Raw genomic sequence first — 21981 nt, forward strand, 5'->3', positions numbered from 1 at the left:
ATCAAATCGTCAACGGGAACTATTGAAAGGAAATATCATTTCTCCTGACCGGAGAAACCGATCACGAAAATTCCTGGATTTACTGGGACGAGGATCTTCGAGTTCTTGCTCCTCATCGGAAAGCGGCAAGGGATCAGGCCGATAAAGCCAGACATTGCGATCAACGCTGTTGATAGCAATGAAGACATCGCTTTTCGGAGAGTAACGCCAGCGGCCGAAAGTCCCTGCGGAGCCATTATTGCGGCTCGGCCCGTCGCCAGCAGGCATATCTACTGTCCAGGTAAGAGTGACAGGATCGAGGATATAAACTTCGTTTGCCTGAGTACTGCCACACAGAGAAGACGCGCCACACCATGCCACAATCTTGTCCCGTAGGGGATCATAAGCTACGCCGGGAGAACCAGCATTGATAATGGCATCGCCACCCATAGTAGCGATACTCTCCAAGGTAAAAGGAGGGTGAAGAAGGAGCGTATTAACGGCACCATCCCCCACAAACCAGATCTGGTGGCGCCTAGTGTCTAAGGTGCCGGTCCTATAGAGCATATCTAAATCGATCCCTGAGACCTCTTTTATCCACATGTTCATGGAAAAATCGAAGCTATAGAGGGCCTTCTCAGCCCCCGAGTTTTTCTTAGCATAGATCTTTTGACTTGCCGGCTCATAAATAACCTGTACAAAGTTATCTCCAACCGGGCTCGTCCGTTTTCTCCGATCCCAGCGCCCACTATTGGGATCAAAAGTCCAGCTATCCTGAAGGTTCCCCCCATTCCGGCACGACGTCACCCCCCCAAATAAGAAAAGTTCATTGAGATGATTAACCCAAGCCAAATGGTTATAAGTATGCCGGGCAGTCGGTGTAAGTCCTCCATCCCAAGTGCTGTAGCAAACGGTATCGGCATCGGCTGCGGGTGTGGTTGAGTCCGTCAAGCGGGCCCACTCCTCGGTGTCAAGGTCGAACTCATAAACCTCGTTACCATAATAACCATTATGCCCTCCCCCCATGAGAAACATCCGGTTCCCGGCCGAATCAAAGGCTCCCCCCGACCAACTCTCGATAACTGCGGCGCAATCTCTCGTCGAGGGACTGACAGATTCACTTGGACAGACCTCCCGCATATGAGTCCCGGGAATCTCTATCCAAGTTCCTGCCTGTACGGCAAAACTGATGAACACCCAGATAATACAAGCAAAAAAAGGGTACACACTTCCTTCCTGGCTCTGGCAATAGGTATACCTTCGCTTCATAATTATTCTCTTCATAATTAATAGGCAAGAGTTTCTAGTACAATAGACGATCACTGGCAAAAATTTGCTGTTTTCCTGGTGCAAAATACCTGCAGAGCAAAAACGGACACCTCCACAGGTAACGGATATAGCTAATAGCAGTATAGCCCAACACAACCAATTAAACAGTTTTACAATGAGCACGAGCGGGGCGCCTAGGATAGCGATGATCTACAGCCCCGAAACCCTGGGAAGTGCTAGACAATCCCTTTATATTCAATATTTCGCGCCATTATTGGCCTTTTAAAGGTCGTAATAAACACGATTTCCAGAGCCAATCGCGAAATCACGAATCCAGGGCCATATGACTGACTACATAACGAAATTTTCCTGAGCGCTCAGGCAGTATCTCTGTAACCTCTTCAACGTTCACGCAGACCCCTTCACCAAGGCGCGCTCGAAAACCTCGTCGAATTGCCTCTTCAATGGCACGATTATATCCGCTGACAGGCACCACCAATACCCGCACTTCGGTCTTATTCTCTTGGATAATCTTGAACGATTCGATTCCTGGGAGATCGCGCAAGACATAAATCAGCGCGAGCCCATGCATCACCGTACCATCCGAGGCGACGACAAAGTCCGTAGTCCGCCCTTGAACTTCCTTAAGCACCGGCAGAGACCGGCCACAACCGCACGGCTGATTATCAAAAACCGCCACATCACCGGTACGATAGCGGATAAAGGGGAACTCGCGGGTGGCAAGGTGAGTCACCACCACCTCACCGGGCTCCCCTGCACCTACAGGTTTTCCTTCCCGGTCGATTAATTCCACCACCATATCCTCGGCCGTAACATGCATACTGCCCGCCGGGCACTGATGGGCAACGAACCCCGCGTCGCGCCCGCCATAACCATTGGCGACTTGACACCCAAATTCGGCCTCGATACAGCGGCGCTGGTCATCGTAGAGGCGCTCTGCAGTAACAAAGGCAACCTGTATCCCAAGATCGTTCATCGGTACGCCCCGCTTCTGGGCATGGCGGGCAATGTGCGCAAGCGCACTCGGATAGCCAAACAGCATCTTCGGTCGCAAGCGCCGGATCTCGGCGACAAAGTAGTTCAAGTTGTCCTCAGACATTTCAAATGCCGACAATAAACGCGTCCGCAAAAGCCGATCCCGCCACGCCCGCAGACGGTTCTGAGCCCCAAGCTCTACCGGTGATCCCCACACCACTACTTCGGGATCGCCTATATCTACTCCCCACCAGCGGGTCGCCCGCCACTTGGCAGCCACATCGTGACTTACTCGCTCCTTACCTAGATAAAAAATCAGGGGTTCGCCCGTGGAACCACCGGTATTAAAACGGATGAGGCGCTTTGCGCCGTTCGCCTTAAGAGACTCAAGGTTTGCCCGTATCCGATCCTTCGTAAGAAACGGTAACTTCGACAGGTCCTCGGGAGAATGGATGTCCTGGGGCCCACACCCCGCTTCTGCAAATAACTGGCGGTAGTAAGGCACTTGCAATGAAGCGGACTCAATTAGGCTTCGCAGGCGCGCTGCTTGGAACTCCGCCAGGCGTTCCGCCGGCCACCACTGGGTGGTTTCAAGTTGGCGCAGAATGCGAGTCGTCCCATGCCCTTTAAGGCGTTCGTGAAGCGGGAAAATGGCTCTAGAAATAAAACGGGTGGCAAAAGTCGTCATGAACGAAACTCCTCGGACACGGGACTTACGCTTTTTCCCGTCTTCTTCTGATCGGAAAGCGCCCTAAATTCCTGGACCAACACTTCAACCCGGCGATCCCAGTGGTTCTCACAGGCATGTCTCCGTATCGCCGCCCGATCCCAAGAACGGGTAAGCGCATCACGCAATGCGGACTCCAGGGCTTTGGAATCACCAAAGGGGACCACGGTGCCCAAGCGGGTGTCGGAAACGACTTCGCGGTTTCCCCCCACCTCGGTGGTAACCACCGGAAGCCCGCAAGCCATCGCTTCTAGAAACACATTCGCCCAACCTTCGTTGCGTGTCGCCAATACGAAGGCATCCGCAGCAGAAAGGGGCCACTTGAGCTGCTCGGAAGACAAGGCGCCGAGGAAATGCACGGCTTCCCCCAACCCGAGCGCCAGGACCTGGCGCCGAAGCTGCTCACTCATGTCCCCCTCCGGTCCAGGCCCGCCCGCAATAAGATAGCGCAACCCTGGAAATTCCTCTCTCAGCGCCGGCAATAGCGCGATGACTCGGTGGAATCCCTTGCGCTCCACAAGCCCGCCCACAGAGATGAGAACCGGCCCCTCAGGAGATAATTCAAAGCGGCGCCGGGCCTCCGCTCTTGGAACAGGATGGAATTTTTCCGTGTCGACTCCATTGCCTACAACCCGGATTTTTTGGGGGTCGGCTCCCAGACCCACCACATGGCGTTCCAAAGAAGCCGCAACGGAAAATACGCGCGCCGCGCTTGCAAGCCCCGAGAGCATCAGGCGGCGGCGAAGAGGAAACCGAGAAATGGGCACCTCGGTGCCACGAAGGGTGATGCTCACCGGCACCCGAAACCACTTTCCTAGAAGGGTGGCCGCATACCCCTCGGGATAAGCAAAATGGGCATCGATGAGATCGAAGCGATGGCGTAACCGCCGTAACGTAGGGGCTAGGGCAAGTGCCAGGAACCACCCGTCGAGTCCTTTAAAAAAACCAGGAACCGACAGAAATCGGGGCCGATAAATTTCGATCCCATTCTGGACTTCTCGCCGCGGTGCCCACGGACGAAAATGAGGCCGTAGGCGACGCAACAGACTCTGACCGGGAAACCAAGGAGTAGGCGCTACCACCACCAAGGGCAAATGTTTTCCGACCCGAAACATCCGCTCCCGGATAAAGAGTCCGACACCCGGCTGTCCCGGATGGGGAAAGAGGGTACTAATAACGAGTAACTGGGGCCGAGTTCTTTCGGTCATCCTGACGCCCCCGGGTGACAGTATCATAGACTTGGCGGTAGCCACTTACGCTCCGGGCCCATGTTCGCTCCCGTTCGACAAATTGGCGGGCGGCCATGCGCATCTCCGACCAGTCACGGCGATGTCGGATGATGTTGAGAAGGGCCTCGGCCAAGGTTTCCGGGCTTTCTGGCGAGAACAGAAAACCCGTCTCCCCTTCCCGGATAAGTTCGCGATGGCCACCCACGTTGGAGGCCGCCACTATCCGCCCCCGCGCCATAGCTTCCAGAGGCTTAAGGGGGGTTACCAGCTCCGTGAGCCGCATCGGTAATCGGGGATAGACGAATACGTCCACCAAATCATAATAACGTTCCACTTCTCCATGGGAAACTCGGCCCGTAAACAACACCTGACGGTTGATCCCCAGTTCCTGGGCTAATGCTTGCAACCGTTCTTCCTCCGGCCCCCCGCCCACCAAGAGCAAACGGACTTCGGGCTCGGCACGCAGCAGCGCCGGCATCCCTCGGAGTAAGAGGCTCAGCCCCTCATAGGCATAGAAGGAGCCAATAAAGCCCAACACCGGCCCCTCCCCCAATCCCAAGGAATGGGCAAACGCTGGCTCGGGATGCGCAGTTCCCGCCGAGAAACGATCAACATCGACGCCATTCGGAATTACGGTGACCTTGCCAGGCGGAATGCCGCGAGCAAGAATGTCCCGGCGCAACCCCTCACACAATACCGTGATGGCATCGGCCCGACGGAAGACGTATGTCTCTAGTCCACGACTGAGGCGGTAACGCAGCCCCCACTGAGAACTGGTGCCGTGATCCACGGCGGCATCCTCCCAAAAGGCCCGGCACTCATAAACCACGGGCAAACCGGCGCGCCGGCCGGCGCGCAGCGCGGCCACACCATTCAGAGCGGGGGAATGGGCGTGCAAAAGCTCTGGCCGCTCATGCTGAATTACCTCTGCAAGCCGGCGCTCAAGACTACGAATCACCGCCAGTTGGTTTAGCACCGAAAGCCGTCCCGCAAGTTCCCCCCCAGGCAAGGTCCGATAGAAGCGAAAGCCCTCTAGGGTCTCTTCCTCCGCAGGCGCTTTGCCGTGTTTTGCACTGGTCACCTGGATCGTTTCCCAGCCGAGGGCTTGCTGCTGCTTGAAAATCGCCCAAGTACGGAAAGTGTAGCCGCTCTGAAGCGGTAGCGAGTGATCGAGGACGTGAAGGATTTTCACTCCGCGTACACCCCGCTTTCAATCCACTCGGCTAAAATCTTCAAATCGGACTCATTAAGGGTCCAGGGATGATCGGGGCCGAAATTGATATCATTGGAACGATCAATATCAGCGCGGCCATCCAACCGTTGACCGGCGGCCTTCCAATAAAGCAAGCTCTCCCGAGCGAAGAGCATGTGGATGTACTTGCTGAGCCAGGGCCGGTCCATTCGGCCCGGCGGCGAGGCGCCGTGGATATCCACCGGCGGTGGCTCAGGTAACAGGTGCGTATCGATATTCTCGGCAAGCTGCCAGTAAGTGCTGCCCTCCCCTGTACCTGGGCGATCCAGGGTCAAGCCGTCGGGTGCCTGCTCCCCGCTATGGCAGGTGGCGCAATTTTTCTGGAGTATGGGGAATACATCCCGGCTCCATTCCCATTCGGGCACGGATGGCTGCGCTAAAACCACCGGCTGGAGCTGGGCAGCGCGACTTTCTTCGAACTTTGGCGCCTGAGAAGTGCTATGGAGATGACACCCACCGCAGGTATGGAGTTCTCCTGGTCGTAGCGATTGCACCACTTGGTCCCGCGCAATGGCACGGCCTTCACTGTCCACTCCCGCCATTACGTAGGGGGTATCGCAGGGAAGAGAAACGAGAAAAGAACCGTCTTCCGCTAGCGGCACATCACCTAAAATTTGGGTCCGGATACCTTGGGAACCGTGAAAATCCGACTCCCGCATCCTACGTTTGAAAGGAAGCACTTGCCAGAACCGGATTTTCACGATTTCGGACAGATCTATCCCGTGGGTGGAACAACCCTGTAAGGCGCAGGGAGTCCGGTCCGGGAATGCTCCTTCACCACCATGGTTTCTCACCTCCGCCTCCATGGAGGCGCCACCGAGCAGACACTGTCCAGAAGCCACCGTCTTAAAGGACGGAGTTGCCACCTGACGGGAACGGACCAGTCGGGGCATGAATTCTTGCCAGTCAGGACTGTCCACCACAACCGACGAACCCGTAGAGGGACTTGCCGGGATTCGAGTGGTGCGATAGATGCCTGCGTCGCAACCTAACTCCCGCTTTTGCACATCATCTCGGAAATGGCTAAAGTTGGTGACAAAACAGTATCCCTGCAGCCAGGTGAACAACAAATTGCCGTCCGGCAGTCCTTCAGGGTCCCGTACCCGTCCGGCTTCGTCCGCCGGCTTGTCGTTACTCCCGCCAGCGACAGCTAAATATAGGCCCCGGGGCTCGAAGGTCGCTCTCTGGGAGGGGGCGGTTGCAGGTCCCTCGCCCTCCACATTCCCCGGCTCCACGGGCCAGCAAAGGATATCACCACCGCCCAAGTTGTTACCTCGATAATAGTTGGTGGTACACATATCACCGTTTGCCCGCTCACCAAGAAAATGGAGCGCCTTGAGGGTATGCTGACCGGAATCGATGGACGCTTGCTTTGTATGGGCACCCAATTCCGCCTCTAGACTACCTCCTCGCTGGTCAACAGACATTACCCACCAAAAGTTGTCCTTGGTGCCAAATAAAACCTGCAGCCCACCTAAGCCGCGATAAGGCAGCATATTCACCACCTGCCAGGAACTGTACATAACCCGGCCCGTTTTGCTGTGAAGCCAGGGGTGCATGGCGCTGTCCCGCTCATGGGGACCGACTCGAACCGCCCCACTCCCATCCGCCTCCGCGATCCAAAGCTGAAGCGCCGGATGATGTCCTGCCGAGCCAAGCACACTCAGCCAATCCTTTGCCCGGGTCGAAGTGAACATGAGGCGACCATCGGGAAGCCACACGGGCCCCGTATCCCAGGTTCCAGAGGTATGCGGCCAAGCGGTCAACTTGCCCGTGGCAAGATCCACCGTAAAAATTTGCGCCTCCGCCCCTTCCCGGGCCAGGGCTTTATTTGGGATTTCTACCGGAAAACCCCGAGGCCGCCGGTTATCCAATCGGGCAGCGCGGTAAACGCTAAAGGCCACCCGAGTGCCATCCGGGCTGACAGCGGCATCCATGGGAACGCACGGACGGGGTTCGGGAGAGAGGCAATCGTAGAGGATTTCCGACACACCATCGGCTCTCTGGTACACCAGTTGACCCGGACCTGAAAAACCCCAAAGCCTGAGGGTCACATCGGGTAGCCTATCGTAGATGCCAAGATTCCCAAGAATTTCCCCATTGATTTCAATGTTGGTGGTGGTACGGGGAATACGGCTGTAAACAATCCCATCTGCCATGCTCCAATCACCATCGGGTTGGGGACTCTCTTCCTGACTCGTATCGGTCTGCTCCTTACTGGTATCGATCTGCCCTTCCCATTTTTGATACCGATCTTCGGTATCATTGGTATCTTCGCTTTCTGGCAACCTGCGAAAAGTTCCACTCCCCTTGGACCCGAAAAGTTGCTGGTAAGCCCCTGGAAGCCACTCGCCGCTGCCTTGAAGAGAACTGCTGCCGGCGGCAATTTTGAAGGGGGGAACCTCTTGGCCACTCATCTCTGCGCTGACGGCAACCAGGCTACTTCCTGGTAGCAGTGTCCCGAGCAAAGCGCAGACTATAACCCGACAATTAAACCTCAACATATCACCCCAATTTTCTTAAATGTTTTTATAAGTAAACGTTCTTAAACGTCTTCTATACCCTCCCAATCGGCCTAGATGACACCCCTAGAAGGTGCTCGTTGTCAAGTACCTATCCCCCTAACCCTCTCCGAAAGAGCTTACGAAAGCTTTGCCACGGACCGTGCCTCCCCATCCAAGGCATCGTCAATCAGTGAAGAAGTTCCAGCAGAAGGTTCCCCTTCAATAGCCCGTCGCAAAAATGCGTCGAACATCAGCAGGGACCAGATAGGCGCACTGTAGTCCCGGACCCCCGACAAGTGCTGGTCGACAAGCCGCCGTAAGGTGCGCGTCTCGAAAAGCCCGGTTTCCGCCAGTGTTTGCCCAGTCACTACAGCGCGCACACGTTCACGCAGTGGCCCACGGAACCAAGCGGCGAGTGGCACCGCAAAACCCATTTTCGAGCGATACAAAATCTCTTCCGAGAGGTAGGGGCGCAGGCCCTGTTTAAATAGGTATTTACCTTCGCCGGCTTGGTACTTGAAGTTGGGGGGCAAACCACCCGCCCATTCGACGAAGGGATGATCAAGTAACGGCACCCGCACTTCAAGACCATGTGCCATGCTGGCGCGATCTACTTTAGTGAGAATATCTCCGGGTAAATAGGTTTTCATGTCTAAATACTGCACCTGCAGTAAGGGGTGCTCAGGTCCATGTCGGGCATGGCTTCGCAATACCTCCAGGGCTTCATAGCCCTGAAGTTCCCGGTGCATCACTTCACTGAAAAGGCTATGGCGTAATTCATTCGGAATCACCGCTACACTGTGGAAGTAGCCTTCCAAGGCGTCGCGGGCTAATGCCTGAAAGGTTGTCTTCGCACGGAAGATGCGAGGAGCCCAATCAAGCTTAGGGTAGAGGCGCCCGAGCGTCCCAAATAGAGGCTGCCGTAAACTCGAAGGGAGAAGTCCCCGGACCCGCTGCTCATGTAAGTGCCAACGGTAACGTCGATAGCCAGCGAAAAGCTCATCGCCACCATCGCCGGATAGAGCAACCTTTACCCGCTGACGCGCCAGCTCACACACCCGATAGGTAGGCATTGCGGATGAATCGGCGTAGGGTTCATCATAGACATCAGCCAGCCGATCAACGAGACCGAAATCATCCTGATCGACTTGGACAGAGTAATGATCGGTGCCATAGCGGCGGGCGACCTGCTCGGCATAACGGGCCTCGTCAAATGCCGGATCGGAAAAACCAATGGAGCAGGTGCGTACCGGATCATTGGACAGCTGGGCCATTGTCGCCACCACAGCGCTGGAATCTACGCCGCCGGAGAGGAAAGCTCCAAGCGGAACATCCGCAACCAACCTAATATCAACCGCTTCACGGAGTTTTTCCATAAGGGTCTCTGCTGCGGCCAACTCCGAATCTAGCGTTCGGGGCTCCAAAGCGACATCCCAGTATTGTCGCGGTTCCGGGGTCGAGACACCACGGCACAACGTCAAGGTGTGCCCCGGTGCGAGCTTCTCAGCACAGCGGAGAATAGTGCGGGGATCAGGGACATAGCCAAAAGCAAAGTAATCTTCTACCGCCAGGGGATCCAATTGGCGTGGTAAATGGGGGTGGGCGAATAGAGCCTTGAGTTCAGAGCCAAAAATGAGGTGTCCATCAGGCAGCAATGCATAATACAGCGGTTTGATGCCCAGCCTATCGCGAGCCAGAAAAAGCGTTGCCCGATTGCGGTCCCACACCGCGAAAGCAAACATACCCCGAAAATGGTGAACGCACTTCTCCCCCCATTCCTCCCAAGCATGGACAATGACTTCCGTATCGCACCGCGTGCGGAAAACATGGCCGCGGCGACTAAGCTCATTCATCAGTTCCTTGAAGTTATAAATCTCACCGTTATAGCTCACCCACACTGTGCCATCTTCGTTGCTGAGCGGTTGATGGCCCGCTGATAAATCAATGATAGAAAGGCGGCGATGCGCAAGACCGATACCCGGCTCGATGTGGACGCCGCCATCATCCGGACCACGATGGCGCTGGATATCGTTCATGCGGGAGAGAATATCCCGGTCGATGGGGCGGCGATCGTAGAGATCGAAGATACCTGCTATACCGCACATAAAGAAATCCCATTCTCAATAAAAGAGCGTAATTTCATTTTTCTTGGAAACAACCCCATCAAATTTACCCGGCCCCCGATCTATCTCCCCCGTTCCCCAGGGACTTAAGCCAGCCTATCATGACATCCCTAATCCTAAGGGCGGCCTTCCCATCCCAGAGTTCCGGTGTACAACCAGACTTCCCACCCGTAACTAAAATGTCATCCACAACCGCAAGCACCCGCTCCGGCGCAATCCCCGTCACCGTATTTGTGCCTTCTGTTACTGTAATGGGGCGTTCCGTGTTATTTCGTAAAGTCACGCAAGGAATCCCCAAAGCCGTAGTCTCTTCCTGCATTCCCCCAGAATCCGTGAGCACCAACCGAGACTCACTCATCAACCCAAGCATCTCCAGGTAACCCACCGGAGATAGGCAGAATATTCCTGAAATTTGCTCTAACGTTTGATCTAACCCGCTTCGTTCAAGCGCCGCCTTCGTTCGGGGATGCACCGGGAAAACGATGGGGATACGTTCGCTAATCCGCTGAAGCAACGAGATTATCCCTCGCAGGATAGAGGCATCATCGACATTAGCCGGGCGGTGCAGCGTCAACACCGCATAGCCGCTCCCACAGGCCTCCACCGCGGCTTCTCCTTTGCTTTGCAACAATGTCTCCCTTGCGGCAACCGCTTTCGAACGGTGATCGAGAAGACTATCGATCATCACATTACCCACAAAGTGGATACGGTTCTCCTCCACCCCCTCACGCAATAAATTCTCCCCTGCAGCGCGCTCGGTCGTGAATAGTAACTGGGCGAGTTGATCCGTCAATACCCGGTTTATTTCTTCGGGCATGCTGCGGTCAAAACTACGCAGACCCGCTTCTACGTGAATCACCGGAATCTGCTTTTTGGCAGCCACTAGGGCACAAGCAATCGTTGAATTGACATCCCCGACCACCAACACTGCAATCGGCGCTGCTGCATCCACCACCGGCTCGAAACGCTGCATGATCTCAGCAGTTTGCCAACCATGGCTACCACTGCCGACCTCAAGGTTAATATCAGGCTCGGGAATGCCCAGTTGCTGGAAGAACAATGCCTGCATGTGGATATCGTAGTGTTGCCCGGTATGGACCAAACTCAGTGGCGTCGAGTCTTCAAGTGCCGCCATGATTGGCGCGATCTTCATGAAATTAGGCCGCGCACCGACAACACACATCACCGTTCTTTTTGGCAAATTCATCGCCTTCCTAATTTTCTATTTTAACCGTCGATATCTTCTGACTGGAATGGATAAGCCTTTTTTCCCAGTCGGGCCGCTAACAGGGTATCGTATAGAGTGGTATATTGAGCCACCATAGACTTAATCCCAAACTTTTCTTCAACACGCCGTCGAGCCGCCTGCCCTTGCTCTTCAATCAAATTTTGGTTTTGAACATAACTAGCCAATGAGTCAGCCATAGCGCCAGGATCAGCAGCAGGTATCAGATACCCGGTCAAGGTATCCGCCACCAGCTCTGGGTTGCCGCCAACACGGGTCGCGACTACTGGCAAACCCGTTGCCATGGCCTCCAATATCGTATTGGAAATTCCCTCTGCTAACGACGGCAAGACGAATATATCCATACTTTGTAACAATGCTGACACATCCGCCCGTTCACCGGCAAACCAAACAAGTTGTGTCATATCCGCTTCAGTAATGAGAGACTCAAGCTGAGGCCGCAGAGATCCTTCTCCGATAACAACCAGTCGTAAATAATTTTCACTACCGGGTATTCGCCGCACCAGATTCACAAAAGCCTGAACTAGCGTGAGCTGGTCCTTAATCGGCTCGAGGCGGCCCACGGTGCCGATGATTAAACTGTCCTCGGCGGCAAACCCGGTTGGCAATAGTGAACGATCCCGTTTAGGGTGGAAACGCTTTGTATCAACGCCATTGTAGATATGCTTGATACGCAAAGGCGGAATGCCCACGTTCTCGCAGAGATAATTCACAATAGGCCGCGATAAAGCAATGTACTGGTGTATCAACGGCTGGTGCAGACGACGAAGCCAACGATAACGCCAATTTTTTCCCTCCGGATCGTGGATGTCCCAACCGTGTTCACCGTGAATACGTATCGGCACCCCTGCTAGGGCGGCAGGCCCCTGCATTTCCAGAGCAGCAAGATTGCGAGTATGCACAATGCTAGGCTTGATGCCCTGCAATAAACGCCAAAGCCGGAAATAAATTATCGGATCCTTGCCTTCCCGTTTATGCAACGCATAAATAGCCAGATCCGACTGCTGAATACGTTGCGCAAAATCTGTCGAGTCTCGCAAGCAAATGATGATATGCCGATACCGCTCGGCGGTATGGTTGATTAGATTGACTAGTCCATTTTCTAAGCCGCCTGTCTGCAGCCGAAAAATCACATGGGCAATTACGGGCCGATTCCTCTTATCACGAACTCTAGGCGGTACGCCGTTTTCATTTAGGGAAAATAAAGCCATCGGCTTTATGCCTCCTCTGACAAGTCAGCATTGAGCCCGATGAAAAGACAGTCGGCATCTCATCTAAAAATTTCAACAGGAGGGTGCGGGCTTCTTCCGGCTCACGACTATCAGCAGCCACGGCGATGAGGGTGGAACCTCCTCCCTGATTTACAAGATGGGCCCATGCCTCAAGTAATTTGGCTTTTATCGGACTGACCGTCAGCTGGCCAGCGATATCATACCAATGCCAAACGACGCGCAGGGTATCAGTGGAACGCATTACTGTTTCATGCACTTGGAAGCGATTATCACCTAGCGGAAACACTCGATGATTCTCTTCCACCCGAAGCCAAGTGCGATCATCATAAAGACGATTCTGGGAGCTGATGAGTTCAGCGCCCTGACGTTCCTGTTGATAATGGATGACCAAAAGCTGTACTGTACTATTGTGGCGATTGGGTAATGAATAAAGACGGCGTACAATATGGTCTGCCTGCTGGTAATCTGGTTCCCAAATATCAGTAGGAGTGGACGGCCCGACCCAGGCTGATTGCCCGCCAGGCATAGACACCCGACATTCGGCACCCAATTCCTGACCCTTCAACAAAATTCCACTTACCGGACCTGCCCCTGCTGCTGCCGTCAGCATGATAATGGTGATCCCCAACCTTTTCGGTAAAGGGGACGAAAAAGTTGGGGTTGACGTCAACTGCCTAGGCCATGAAAATTCACGGCTGGGTCGCTCACTTTCACGCCAAAAGGATCCCAACCAAAAGAGCAACAATATTACGACGCCAAAGAAAATCCACCCATAAATGATATGGTCCACTCCAGTAGCCAGCTTCATATCGCTTAAGTGAGCCAGCATTATAATGGCATACGCCCGGATGCCATTGGCAATCACAGGCACGATAACAGAGGCGGCGATAAATGCCACCCGGCGCCAATAACTATGATAATTAAGATAAGCGTAAAGGGTGCCAAGAGCGACTGAAGCGATAAGATAGCGTAGCCCGCTACAAGCTTCCGCTACTAAAAAATTCCCTGAGGGAATAGTGATATAACGTCCTTCCCAATAAACAGGGATCCCGCTAAGCTGTAGGCTTTTAACGGCAAAAGCGGCGGTAAAGTCTTGCAGTGGTGGAATTAACGCTTCCCCAAAGGGCACTGCAAAAAACAAGTAAAGCAAGGGGAAAAGCAGTACTCGGAATACCCTATCCCCACATACCCCCCATACCACCACCGGGATCATTGCTATCAATAGCAGTTGCTCGACAACGAGGACATCCGCAATCCTAGCCAGTAGCCATCCCGCGGATAATAGCAAAGCAATCAATATAGCGATGGGCCGCGGCTTTGGCAGAAGTTGCTGGAGTTTCCGTCGTCGCGTCCAAACCATATAACCACTAATAGGGAGAATTAACATACCATGGGTAAAGGTTTCGGAACGCCACCAAATAGCCGCAATGGATGCCGCAGTATCAAGATAGAGCAGCAATAAGGCAACACATACCGTAGCTATCGCCCCTGTTGTCATGAGCCAATGTGACGTCCACACCTTCCGCATCTTATCTAGATCCGGTTGCCCAGCAGAACCTATCTGCGCTTTTTCCTCCACAAAAGAACTCTCTTTTCCCACTAAACCATAGGAACAAGCGAAGGGGGGTTAAGTAATTTCAAAAAATTTTTAAGGTGATTATCCCAATGGTAGTTTCGTAAAACATATTCCCGACCACTCCTACCTGAATCCGCCCCCTCCCCATGCAACAGCAAAGCAATAGCTTTTTCCATAAATTCCTGAGAAGTGGCACTCACTAAATTACGGCATGCTTGCGGCAACTCAATGCCTTCAGCGGCTTCTGGAGTGGCGAGCACAGGCCGGGCCATTGCCATCGCCTCCAGTACTTTATTTTGGACTCCACGGGCAATACGCAGCGGCGCCACCGCCGCGCAGGCATTTTCCAAATAAGGGCGGATATCCGCTACAGTACCCGTTACATAGACCTGGGGGCAAACCGAGAGCTGGCGAACGACCCCAATTGGTTGAGCACCAACGATATAGAAACAAGCAGCAGGGACCACTGCTAAAATTTTTGGAAAAACATGTTTGGCAAACCAAACTACGGCATCCACATTGGGGCGGTAATTCATCGCACCGGTAAACACCAGCACCTGCTGTTCTGGACGATAAGGAGAGGGGTAATGCCGATCCGGTGAGAAAAAGTCCGCATCCACTCCATTAGATATCGCAAAAACTTGCTTTGTTACTTCAGGGGCTAAACGGCGAAATAATTCAGCCTCGGCTGAGGAGACGAATATCGAGGCCTTCGCCTGGGCGGCTATTTCCCGCTCAAAAGCCAGTAAGGTGTGGGCTTCACGTTGGTAAATCCACGAGAAGGGAGGGCGTGATGATTTACTATAAGCGCGCCATTTCTCTGAATCCACATCGACGAAATCTACTATAGCGGGCACTTTCCTAGGGAACATAGACAAATACTGGGCCATAACAGAGGAGAAAATCACGCTTCCCTCTAGGGTGTATCGAGCTACGATGTCTTGCACCCACCGGCCCATGGGACGATCTTTATAATAAGCCAAACCTAATGGCTTCCCGGTAGCAAATGCCGTCAAAGATCGAGCCAATGCCAGGGTCCGCGGTAGCGGCCGTAGATACACTTCGCCTTTACATAACTGCTGGAGTTCCGAAGCATACTTCCAGTCCAATCGGTCATCAACAAAAGCCCCCATATGCACCCGATAGTTTCGGGCAAGAAAGCGCAATATATGATAAGAGCGTATCTTATCCCCTTTATTGGGGGGAAAAGGTATCCGATGAGCAAGAAACAGGAGATCACCCATTCCCCGCTTATCCAAGGTCGCGCGCAATCCAGGGCCCAATCCACCGAGTGAGAGGCACCGGCAACCGCCTCCATCCTTCTACAAAAAGACGGTAACGGGGATTAAGAGGATTTTTTTCGGGAACTTTGTTTGCCTTGATGAGTTTATATTCATAATGCAGGGGTTGAGGTTCAAATCCCCAGTGCGTCTTAAAACGATAAGAACCGGTATTCAGTTTACTCCGACCATAATCAAAAACATGTAGGCCACGCTCACAGGCACGACGCATTAATTCCCAATACATGAAATCATTCGCTTTAAAGTCCCGGGCTGTTGCAGAGCCCCCACCATAGTAGGGAAGCACTTCATCGCGAAAATAAAAACTCATCACGCTACTCACCGGGCATCCTTGATAAAGGATTGTCAATATCTCGCAGCGATCTCCAAACACTGCTTTAAGTGTTTTAAAGTAGTGTTTCGGGAAAACTGGCGTCCCTAAGTTACGGACACTCTCAGAATAAATCAGAAAAAAACGTTCTATATCCGCCTCTATTATGCCGGCCAATCCGGCTTTGATGCCTTTGCGTACCATTGCACGCTGCTTGCGAGGAATTGCAGCAAAATTCCTTTCTGGATCGGGATCAATACTTTTGCGGAATGTCACGTAAAGCTCGGAACGGGGCCAATCGAAATGACGAGGCTGAAGATTACGCAGCTCCAAATAATCCACGCCTAGATCCCAAGCGAGTCTACAAGCGGCACTTTCCAGTGCTTCACAGGCCTCCCTTGATCCCACTGCGCCACCATAGACGCAAAAAGGTGTCGAAATAAGCGCATCACCAAACATTCGGCTGCGAATACGGCCCAAGGGGAGGACACCCACGACTTTGCCATCTTGCTCAGCGTAGGAATAATAGGTCGCGTGCCCATAAGCCCGCTCAAGCACCTCTCGCCAACCAGACAAATGGAAAAAGGTTGCTTCCGGATGGGCTTCGACAAACTCATCCCAACCACGCTCTTCCTCTTTGGTTAAAGAACAAACTCTCAAAGAAGACGCCTCGCTTGTTAGCCATGCTTCATTTCTCATTATTTGCCAAATTTTGATTCAAAAAAATTCGATCCACGCGATCCCAATGAAAATCGCTTAACAACCGTAATAACCGTTGCTCCATACGTTGGAGGTTAAGATAGTGGCGAAAGCGAGTTTTCATGCCAACCCCCCGTTGACGCGGCTGATCAGGATCGATTTCCCAAGGATGGAAATAAAAAATACAGGGTTGGCCATCAAGATAGTTAACCCGACGCAATGCCCAGCGGAACAAGCCATAAGGAAACAAGCGGAAATATCCTCCTCCTCCACAGGGAAACTTGTGCCTCCCTATCGCTACGGTGCTTACTGGAATTTCAAGGAAAATAGGGAGCTCTGGTGGATGAAACGCAAAACGAGGCGCTTCCGGCATACCATAAAGATCATGGTGAATGGGGTAAATGCTCGAGCTGTAGCGGTAACCCGTTTCAGCTAATACCCGATGGGCCCAAAGGTTCTCCCTGCCAATCGAATAACTAGCCGCTCGATAACCCAATACCGCAGTGCCCGATAGATCTTCTAATAACTTACGAGTGCGCGATACATCCTCTCGGAAGCTATCCATATCTTGCTGCGTTACTCGTATATGGGAAAAACCGTGGGAGGCAAGTTCATGGCCTGCGTTCACAATACGCCGAAGAAGATTCGGGTAGCGCTCAGCCACCCAGCCAAGCATAAAAAACGTACCGCATATTCCATGGTCGGCGAAAAGCTGCAAGATCCGATCAGTATTTTGCTCAACACGGCAGGGCAGAGTATCCCAGCGGTCACGGGAAATATTTTTTTCAAAGGCAGAGACGTGGAAATAGTCTTCCACATCCACCGTCATTGCATTACGTATTGGGTTTAACTGTTCCAAGGAAAGCCCCTTTGAAGCACGCTACCGCCCTCCCCTTTGAAAGAAGCTACAAATCATAGATTCTTGATTTTCACTGATACCTTAACGTAATCAGCAATAACAGTCTTCTTTAACGTTGAAGTATGTTGATCTACTTTAGCTTTAATTTGTGCTACTGGTTCAACAGATTGAATTGACTACATTAAGTTAACAATAAGCGCAGCTTACTGTTAAAAGAATACCGTTACATTGGCGGTAACCAGATTCACATTGTAATCGACGTCATCATCCGTGGAATCTCGAAGACCATAAGCATATCGCACTGCCAAATTCCAATCTTCAGCAAAATTATGCACTAAAGCTAAAGAGGTGTACCAGATATCATCCGAACGGGGTGAGTCTTGAAAAGTACGATTTTGCCACTGGCCGCCGAGAAAAGCACTCGTGTGGGGAGCGATACGCCAACCCCAGAAGGCGTTGACGCCCTTCACCTTTTCATCTTCACCCGCTTCTTGAAACTCACGCTTTACCTGAAAAGTATTCAGTTGAACCTGACTCTTTCCCATCTGATAGGCCCAAGAGAGAGTAATACGCGTACTCAAAAAGGTTTCCGAGGTAAAAGCAGGCTGATCAAGTTGCACGAGTACCGCATCGCCCGTAGGATCGGTAACTGGATTACCAAAAGCATCGGTTAATACAAAAACCGGCTGTTCAAGCAGCAACTGATCGGAGGTAAAAAACGACTGGCTATAGGTGGCGCTCAAACGACTACGCCGAGTTCCGTAGCTAGCACGTAAAAAGCCAGTCGTCCCAAAGAAACGTTCTCCAACTCCTCCCTCAATATAGGTTCGCCGAGAAGGATTAAAGGATAATCCTACATTCCAGAAACTACCACTTGTATCCCCCCCCTCCTCTTGTCTTCTGAACGTATTGTCTTCATAACCCAATAACCCAAAAGCTGCTATCTTGTGGAAGAGACGTAACCGAAACCCTAAAAGATAATTGGCAAATCGGGTTCTTGGTGCCCCTTCCTGATGACGGTAGCGTTGATTAGCACTCAGCCTCCAACTCAAGCGATTGAAACGCGGACCGCTTTGCACCCATGCTGATATCTGATCCGTACTCGTATTGGAGAGTTCTTCTTCACCTAGGAAAACTTCTTGACGCTGGTAGCGCACCGCCGCCAAAGCACTCCTACCCCACTGCCATCGATAGCAAGGGGATAGCTGTAAAGTGATGACATCGGTAGTATTGCCTGTTGCAAAAACATTCCCTGTCCCGCCACCACTACCGAAGCCACTACTACCCATGCCGCCGCCACCCATGCCGCCGCCACCCAAGCCGCCGCCACCCAAGCCGCCGCCACCCAAGCCGCCGCCACCCAAGCCGCCGCCACCCAAGCCGCCGCCACCCAAGCCACCGCCACCCAAGCCGCCGCCACCCAAGCCACCGCCGCCGAAGCCGCCGCCACAGCCGCCGCCGCCGAAGCCGCCGCCACCGAAGCCACCGCCGCCGCCACCGCCTATCAGGCCCGCTGTCCCTAATGTGCTGCTTGGCGGTACAGCCCCAGAGGGGGAAACTAATGCTTGAAAAACCGTACTTCGGATGTCGAAAAAGAAGTGGCGTTCGATCAATTCGGCTGTGGCGGCGGCTTGGAGTTGGTGGAAGGTCGTATTTCGACTACTCTGTTCTGCATACAGAAGATTCTGCATGCGATAATTCGCTCTTAGCTTGAGATGGCTACCAATACCTTGTAAAGAGAAACCCGGAATAATCTGGGTAATAAATTCGTCCTGCTCCTCTCCAGAAGGCGCTAAAGTAACATTGTCTGTATAAACTTCCCCTACGCCGAATATAGGTATAAAGTTCCATTCCGCCGCATCAACGGGGGGATCGAAAAGTAAAAAAATCACCCCCCCAAGGCAGGCAAAATAATCCCGCGCACGCATCAAGGGAAGTTCCCGACACGTCTAAAATACCCAACAACACATTTACTGTCAGCCATCAAAGTAGCTACTGTAGTAATGGCCACCGTAATACTCATGACCTAAGGTTTGCCGATTCTTATTCATAAGCAGCCAGACTAACTTAGGCTGATCTAGTTGAGAAAGAGCTTCTTTGACTGCAGTCTGTGAGGTACGCCCGGCTTCGACGACTAACACAATTTGACCCATAAGATGAGCCAACGCGCTGGGTTGGCTGGCGGCTAGCAAAGGTGAGCTATCGACGATAATTATCCGCTCCGGATAGCGCCGAGAAACATCCTCTGCAAGCTCCGCCATCCGCTGACTAGCAAGAAGCTCTGTTGATCGGGAATGGGGTTCTCCCGCCCCCACGACACGAAGGTTAGCAATATCGGTGCGCACCATGACATCGGCCAAATCCAGGGTAGAGTCCATGAGCACGTCCACCAGGCCGGGTCTTCCCCTAAGGTTAAACGTACGGGTCAGCTCCGGCCTAACCACATCTGCATCTATTAAAAGGACAGTATGATTGTATTCCATTACGATACTCATGGCCAAATTGATTGAAGTAAAGGTTTTTCCTTCTCCCGATAGTGCGCTGGTCACCATAATCACGTTACTGTATTCATTGGAGGCGGCGCTATGATCAAGAGCTCTTTTCAAAAGGGGTCTCTTTATCATGCGATACTCTTCCGCAATTCGGCTTCGGGGCTCAGTCGGTACCACAAAACCCTTTTGGCTAAGCATCCGCAAATCTAGATGGAATCTCTGAGAACTTTTTTCTCCCTGGCCGACTGCTATACCGGGAGACGTTGAATCCTGATCCAGTGAATCCAATGCTAGAGTAGTATCAGAAGCGGACACATCCCCCTCGCGGGTCATGTTTTTCCGTTCCATCGCCCTCTCAATGCTACTCATAACTATGTTCCTTCGTCTTTTTTTCTATGGACAATAGCCCGGACATTTTCTAGCCAGAACCAACTTATAGGTTACCCTTGCTATATTTTGTATTTATTAAAATACAAAATATCTAAATTACGTTTATCTAAGTAAATTTATGACTAATAATTATTTTATTTAGTTAATTTTCAAAAAAATCGTATAAGAAATTGTATTAATCAAGAAAATCAAAAGAGAGAATGATTTATGGTATCGAATACTTTAATGCCAAAGAGATAATTTGATACTAATAACCCATACCCGGCAATTAGAAGACCAAGAGCAAGAAAAAATGAAATTAGATTAAGTCGGCGCTTCCATAAAATCCGACCTGACAATACCATTGACACAGAGCCTAGAACAGGAAGTCCTGTTATATCTTCCAAATCTCGGCGTGTATAAAAAGCTGGTTTTAGCTGGGAAAGAAGAAACGCAAAGGCCACACCTACACCACCAGCAGCCAACAAAACCAAAGTTATCAACAAAAAACGGTCAGGCCCGGAAGGTAAAAGCGGCTGTGTCGGTGGATCTACAATACGAAATTTAACATTATCCGGCGACTCTTCTACCTTCTCACCTATCTTTGCTGATTCCCGACGAACTAGCAATTGCTCATAATTGCTTTTGTAGACTCCATAATCACGGTTTAGCTGGGCTAATTCTGCCTCTACCTTGGGAATGGTATCGACAAGTTCACGCAACTCTTTTACATTCTGTTCTAAGGCTGTTACCCGTGCTTTCCGGGAGGCCACATCGGCTTCCGCCTCTGCTAGGGCAATCTGCATTTGTTGGTGATAAAAATCCCCCCCCGCATCAACTCCACCCATTTCATCAGAGCCCTCTGCTTGCTCTTGTGGATTGCTTGGCAATGGGGATTGATGTGTTTTTTGTTCACGTAACATAGCAATCGTTTCTTTAAGTGCTGCTACCTCTGGATGCTTATCTGTGTACTTAAGCAATACTTCATCCAGTTTTTCTTGCAAAGATTGAATGCGTGCAGCAACCGGACCACTAGATTCACCATCATAAGTCTGTAGTGTTCCTGTTCCAAATCCAAAAACAGGTTCCTCTCCTTTAAGCTGGCGTTTGAGCGCATCCCGACGGTCTATTGCTATACTAAGTTCAGTACGTGCCCCCTGCAAACTATCTAATGCCGTCTGTAACCGTTGATAATAATCGCCTTGCTCATTAGGCATCAACCCTACATGTTTGCGTTTAAAGTCCATTAATTCTTTCTCAGCAGAACGAAGCAATTTTTCATATTCTTTGATTTGCTGATCAATGAATTGTTGGGCAGTATTAGTATCTCTACGGGAAGCTCCCATGGTACTTTCTACAAAAATATTTAATAAAGATCGCACCACGCGTTGCGCAAGCCGAGGATCACTACCCTCATAAGCAATCGTGTATAGATTATCTCTTCGTCCCCCCTTTATACTGATGTGCTCTTCAAGCCGGTTTAAGAGATTTTCCTTTTTTTCCGCCGTGGCCACAGACAAGTCCATATCCGTTTGACGCATAACTTCTTCCAAATTGGGACGGCTTAGCAAAGTCTGAGTCATTATCCGAAGACGCTGCTCTACATTAGGCTGAATAGCCAACCCTTTCAAAAGGGGGCGCAATAGCGAATCGGTATCGACATAAACACGGGCCGAAGATTCATATCGATCAGGCATCTGAGCCACGTATGCCCAACCTGCTATCACCACCACCCAGGCGACTAGAATGGCATACCAACGGTAACGCCAAACCCCACAAAAATAGCTATAGGCTTGTAACCACAGCTCGTGCATAAGC

At 51.9% G+C, this 21981-nt stretch carries 15 protein-coding genes; all 15 read right to left on the bottom strand.

Annotated elements, in window-relative coordinates:
- Window positions 1–9: 9 nt before the first annotated feature.
- The gene (locus NHAL_RS15695) at window positions 10–1248 is read right to left on the bottom strand and encodes a Kelch repeat-containing protein (RefSeq protein WP_013034128.1); all 1239 of its coding nucleotides are present in this window, start codon (window positions 1246–1248) and stop codon (window positions 10–12) included.
- Window positions 1249–1573: 325 nt separating this feature from the next.
- The gene (locus NHAL_RS15700; RefSeq protein ID WP_013034129.1) at window positions 1574–2932 is read right to left on the bottom strand and encodes a phenylacetate--CoA ligase family protein; all 1359 of its coding nucleotides are present in this window, start codon (window positions 2930–2932) and stop codon (window positions 1574–1576) included.
- Window positions 2929–4179 (bottom strand): glycosyltransferase, encoded by a 1251-nt coding sequence (locus tag NHAL_RS15705; RefSeq protein ID WP_013034130.1) that lies wholly within the window; start codon window positions 4177–4179, stop codon window positions 2929–2931. Before NHAL_RS15705 ends, NHAL_RS15700 begins: the two co-directional genes overlap by 4 nt.
- Window positions 4142–5392: a TIGR04063 family PEP-CTERM/XrtA system glycosyltransferase gene (locus NHAL_RS15710; protein WP_013034131.1), complete on the bottom strand. Its 1251-nt coding sequence runs from the start codon at window positions 5390–5392 to the stop codon at window positions 4142–4144. The genes NHAL_RS15705 and NHAL_RS15710 overlap by 38 nt, the downstream gene beginning before the upstream one ends.
- Window positions 5389–7956 carry an HzsA-related protein gene (locus NHAL_RS15715; RefSeq protein WP_013034132.1) on the bottom strand — a complete coding sequence of 856 codons (2568 nt, stop codon included), beginning with the start codon at window positions 7954–7956 and terminating at the stop codon, window positions 5389–5391. The genes NHAL_RS15710 and NHAL_RS15715 overlap by 4 nt, the downstream gene beginning before the upstream one ends.
- A gap of 137 nt (window positions 7957–8093) precedes the next feature.
- A complete protein-coding gene (locus tag NHAL_RS15720) occupies window positions 8094–10061 on the bottom strand; it encodes an XrtA/PEP-CTERM system amidotransferase (protein WP_013034133.1) in 1968 nt (655 codons plus the stop codon).
- 64 nt (window positions 10062–10125) lie between these two features.
- Entirely contained in the window at window positions 10126–11286 is a 1161-nt protein-coding gene (wecB, locus tag NHAL_RS15725) for a non-hydrolyzing UDP-N-acetylglucosamine 2-epimerase (protein WP_013034134.1), read from the bottom strand.
- A 20-nt stretch (window positions 11287–11306) separates the two neighbouring features.
- A complete protein-coding gene (locus NHAL_RS15730; protein WP_013034135.1) occupies window positions 11307–12536 on the bottom strand; it encodes a TIGR03088 family PEP-CTERM/XrtA system glycosyltransferase in 1230 nt (409 codons plus the stop codon).
- Complete coding sequence (gene xrtA, locus NHAL_RS21260) at window positions 12514–14085, bottom strand: exosortase A (protein WP_157862667.1); 1572 nt, start codon at window positions 14083–14085, stop codon at window positions 12514–12516. Before xrtA ends, NHAL_RS15730 begins: the two co-directional genes overlap by 23 nt.
- 71 nt (window positions 14086–14156) lie before the next feature.
- Window positions 14157–15377 (bottom strand): TIGR03087 family PEP-CTERM/XrtA system glycosyltransferase, encoded by a 1221-nt coding sequence (locus tag NHAL_RS21265; protein ID WP_013034137.1) that lies wholly within the window; start codon window positions 15375–15377, stop codon window positions 14157–14159.
- Between the two features lie 7 nt (window positions 15378–15384).
- Complete coding sequence (locus tag NHAL_RS15745; RefSeq protein WP_013034138.1) at window positions 15385–16443, bottom strand: FemAB family XrtA/PEP-CTERM system-associated protein; 1059 nt, start codon at window positions 16441–16443, stop codon at window positions 15385–15387.
- Window positions 16433–17272, bottom strand: a complete 840-nt coding sequence (locus NHAL_RS15750; protein WP_013034139.1) for an XrtA system polysaccharide deacetylase — start codon at window positions 17270–17272, stop codon at window positions 16433–16435. Before NHAL_RS15750 ends, NHAL_RS15745 begins: the two co-directional genes overlap by 11 nt.
- A 239-nt stretch (window positions 17273–17511) precedes the next feature.
- The gene (locus NHAL_RS19920; protein WP_013034140.1) at window positions 17512–19230 is read right to left on the bottom strand and encodes a TIGR03016 family PEP-CTERM system-associated outer membrane protein; all 1719 of its coding nucleotides are present in this window, start codon (window positions 19228–19230) and stop codon (window positions 17512–17514) included.
- A gap of 48 nt (window positions 19231–19278) precedes the next feature.
- The gene (locus NHAL_RS15765) at window positions 19279–20163 is read right to left on the bottom strand and encodes an XrtA-associated tyrosine autokinase (protein ID WP_013034141.1); all 885 of its coding nucleotides are present in this window, start codon (window positions 20161–20163) and stop codon (window positions 19279–19281) included.
- A 209-nt stretch (window positions 20164–20372) separates the two neighbouring features.
- Window positions 20373–21977: an XrtA system polysaccharide chain length determinant gene (locus tag NHAL_RS15770; protein WP_013034142.1), complete on the bottom strand. Its 1605-nt coding sequence runs from the start codon at window positions 21975–21977 to the stop codon at window positions 20373–20375.
- Between the last annotated feature and the right edge of the window lie 4 nt (window positions 21978–21981).

The sequence above is a fragment of the Nitrosococcus halophilus Nc 4 genome (genome assembly GCF_000024725.1).
GTDB classification, from domain to species: domain Bacteria; phylum Pseudomonadota; class Gammaproteobacteria; order Nitrosococcales; family Nitrosococcaceae; genus Nitrosococcus; species Nitrosococcus halophilus.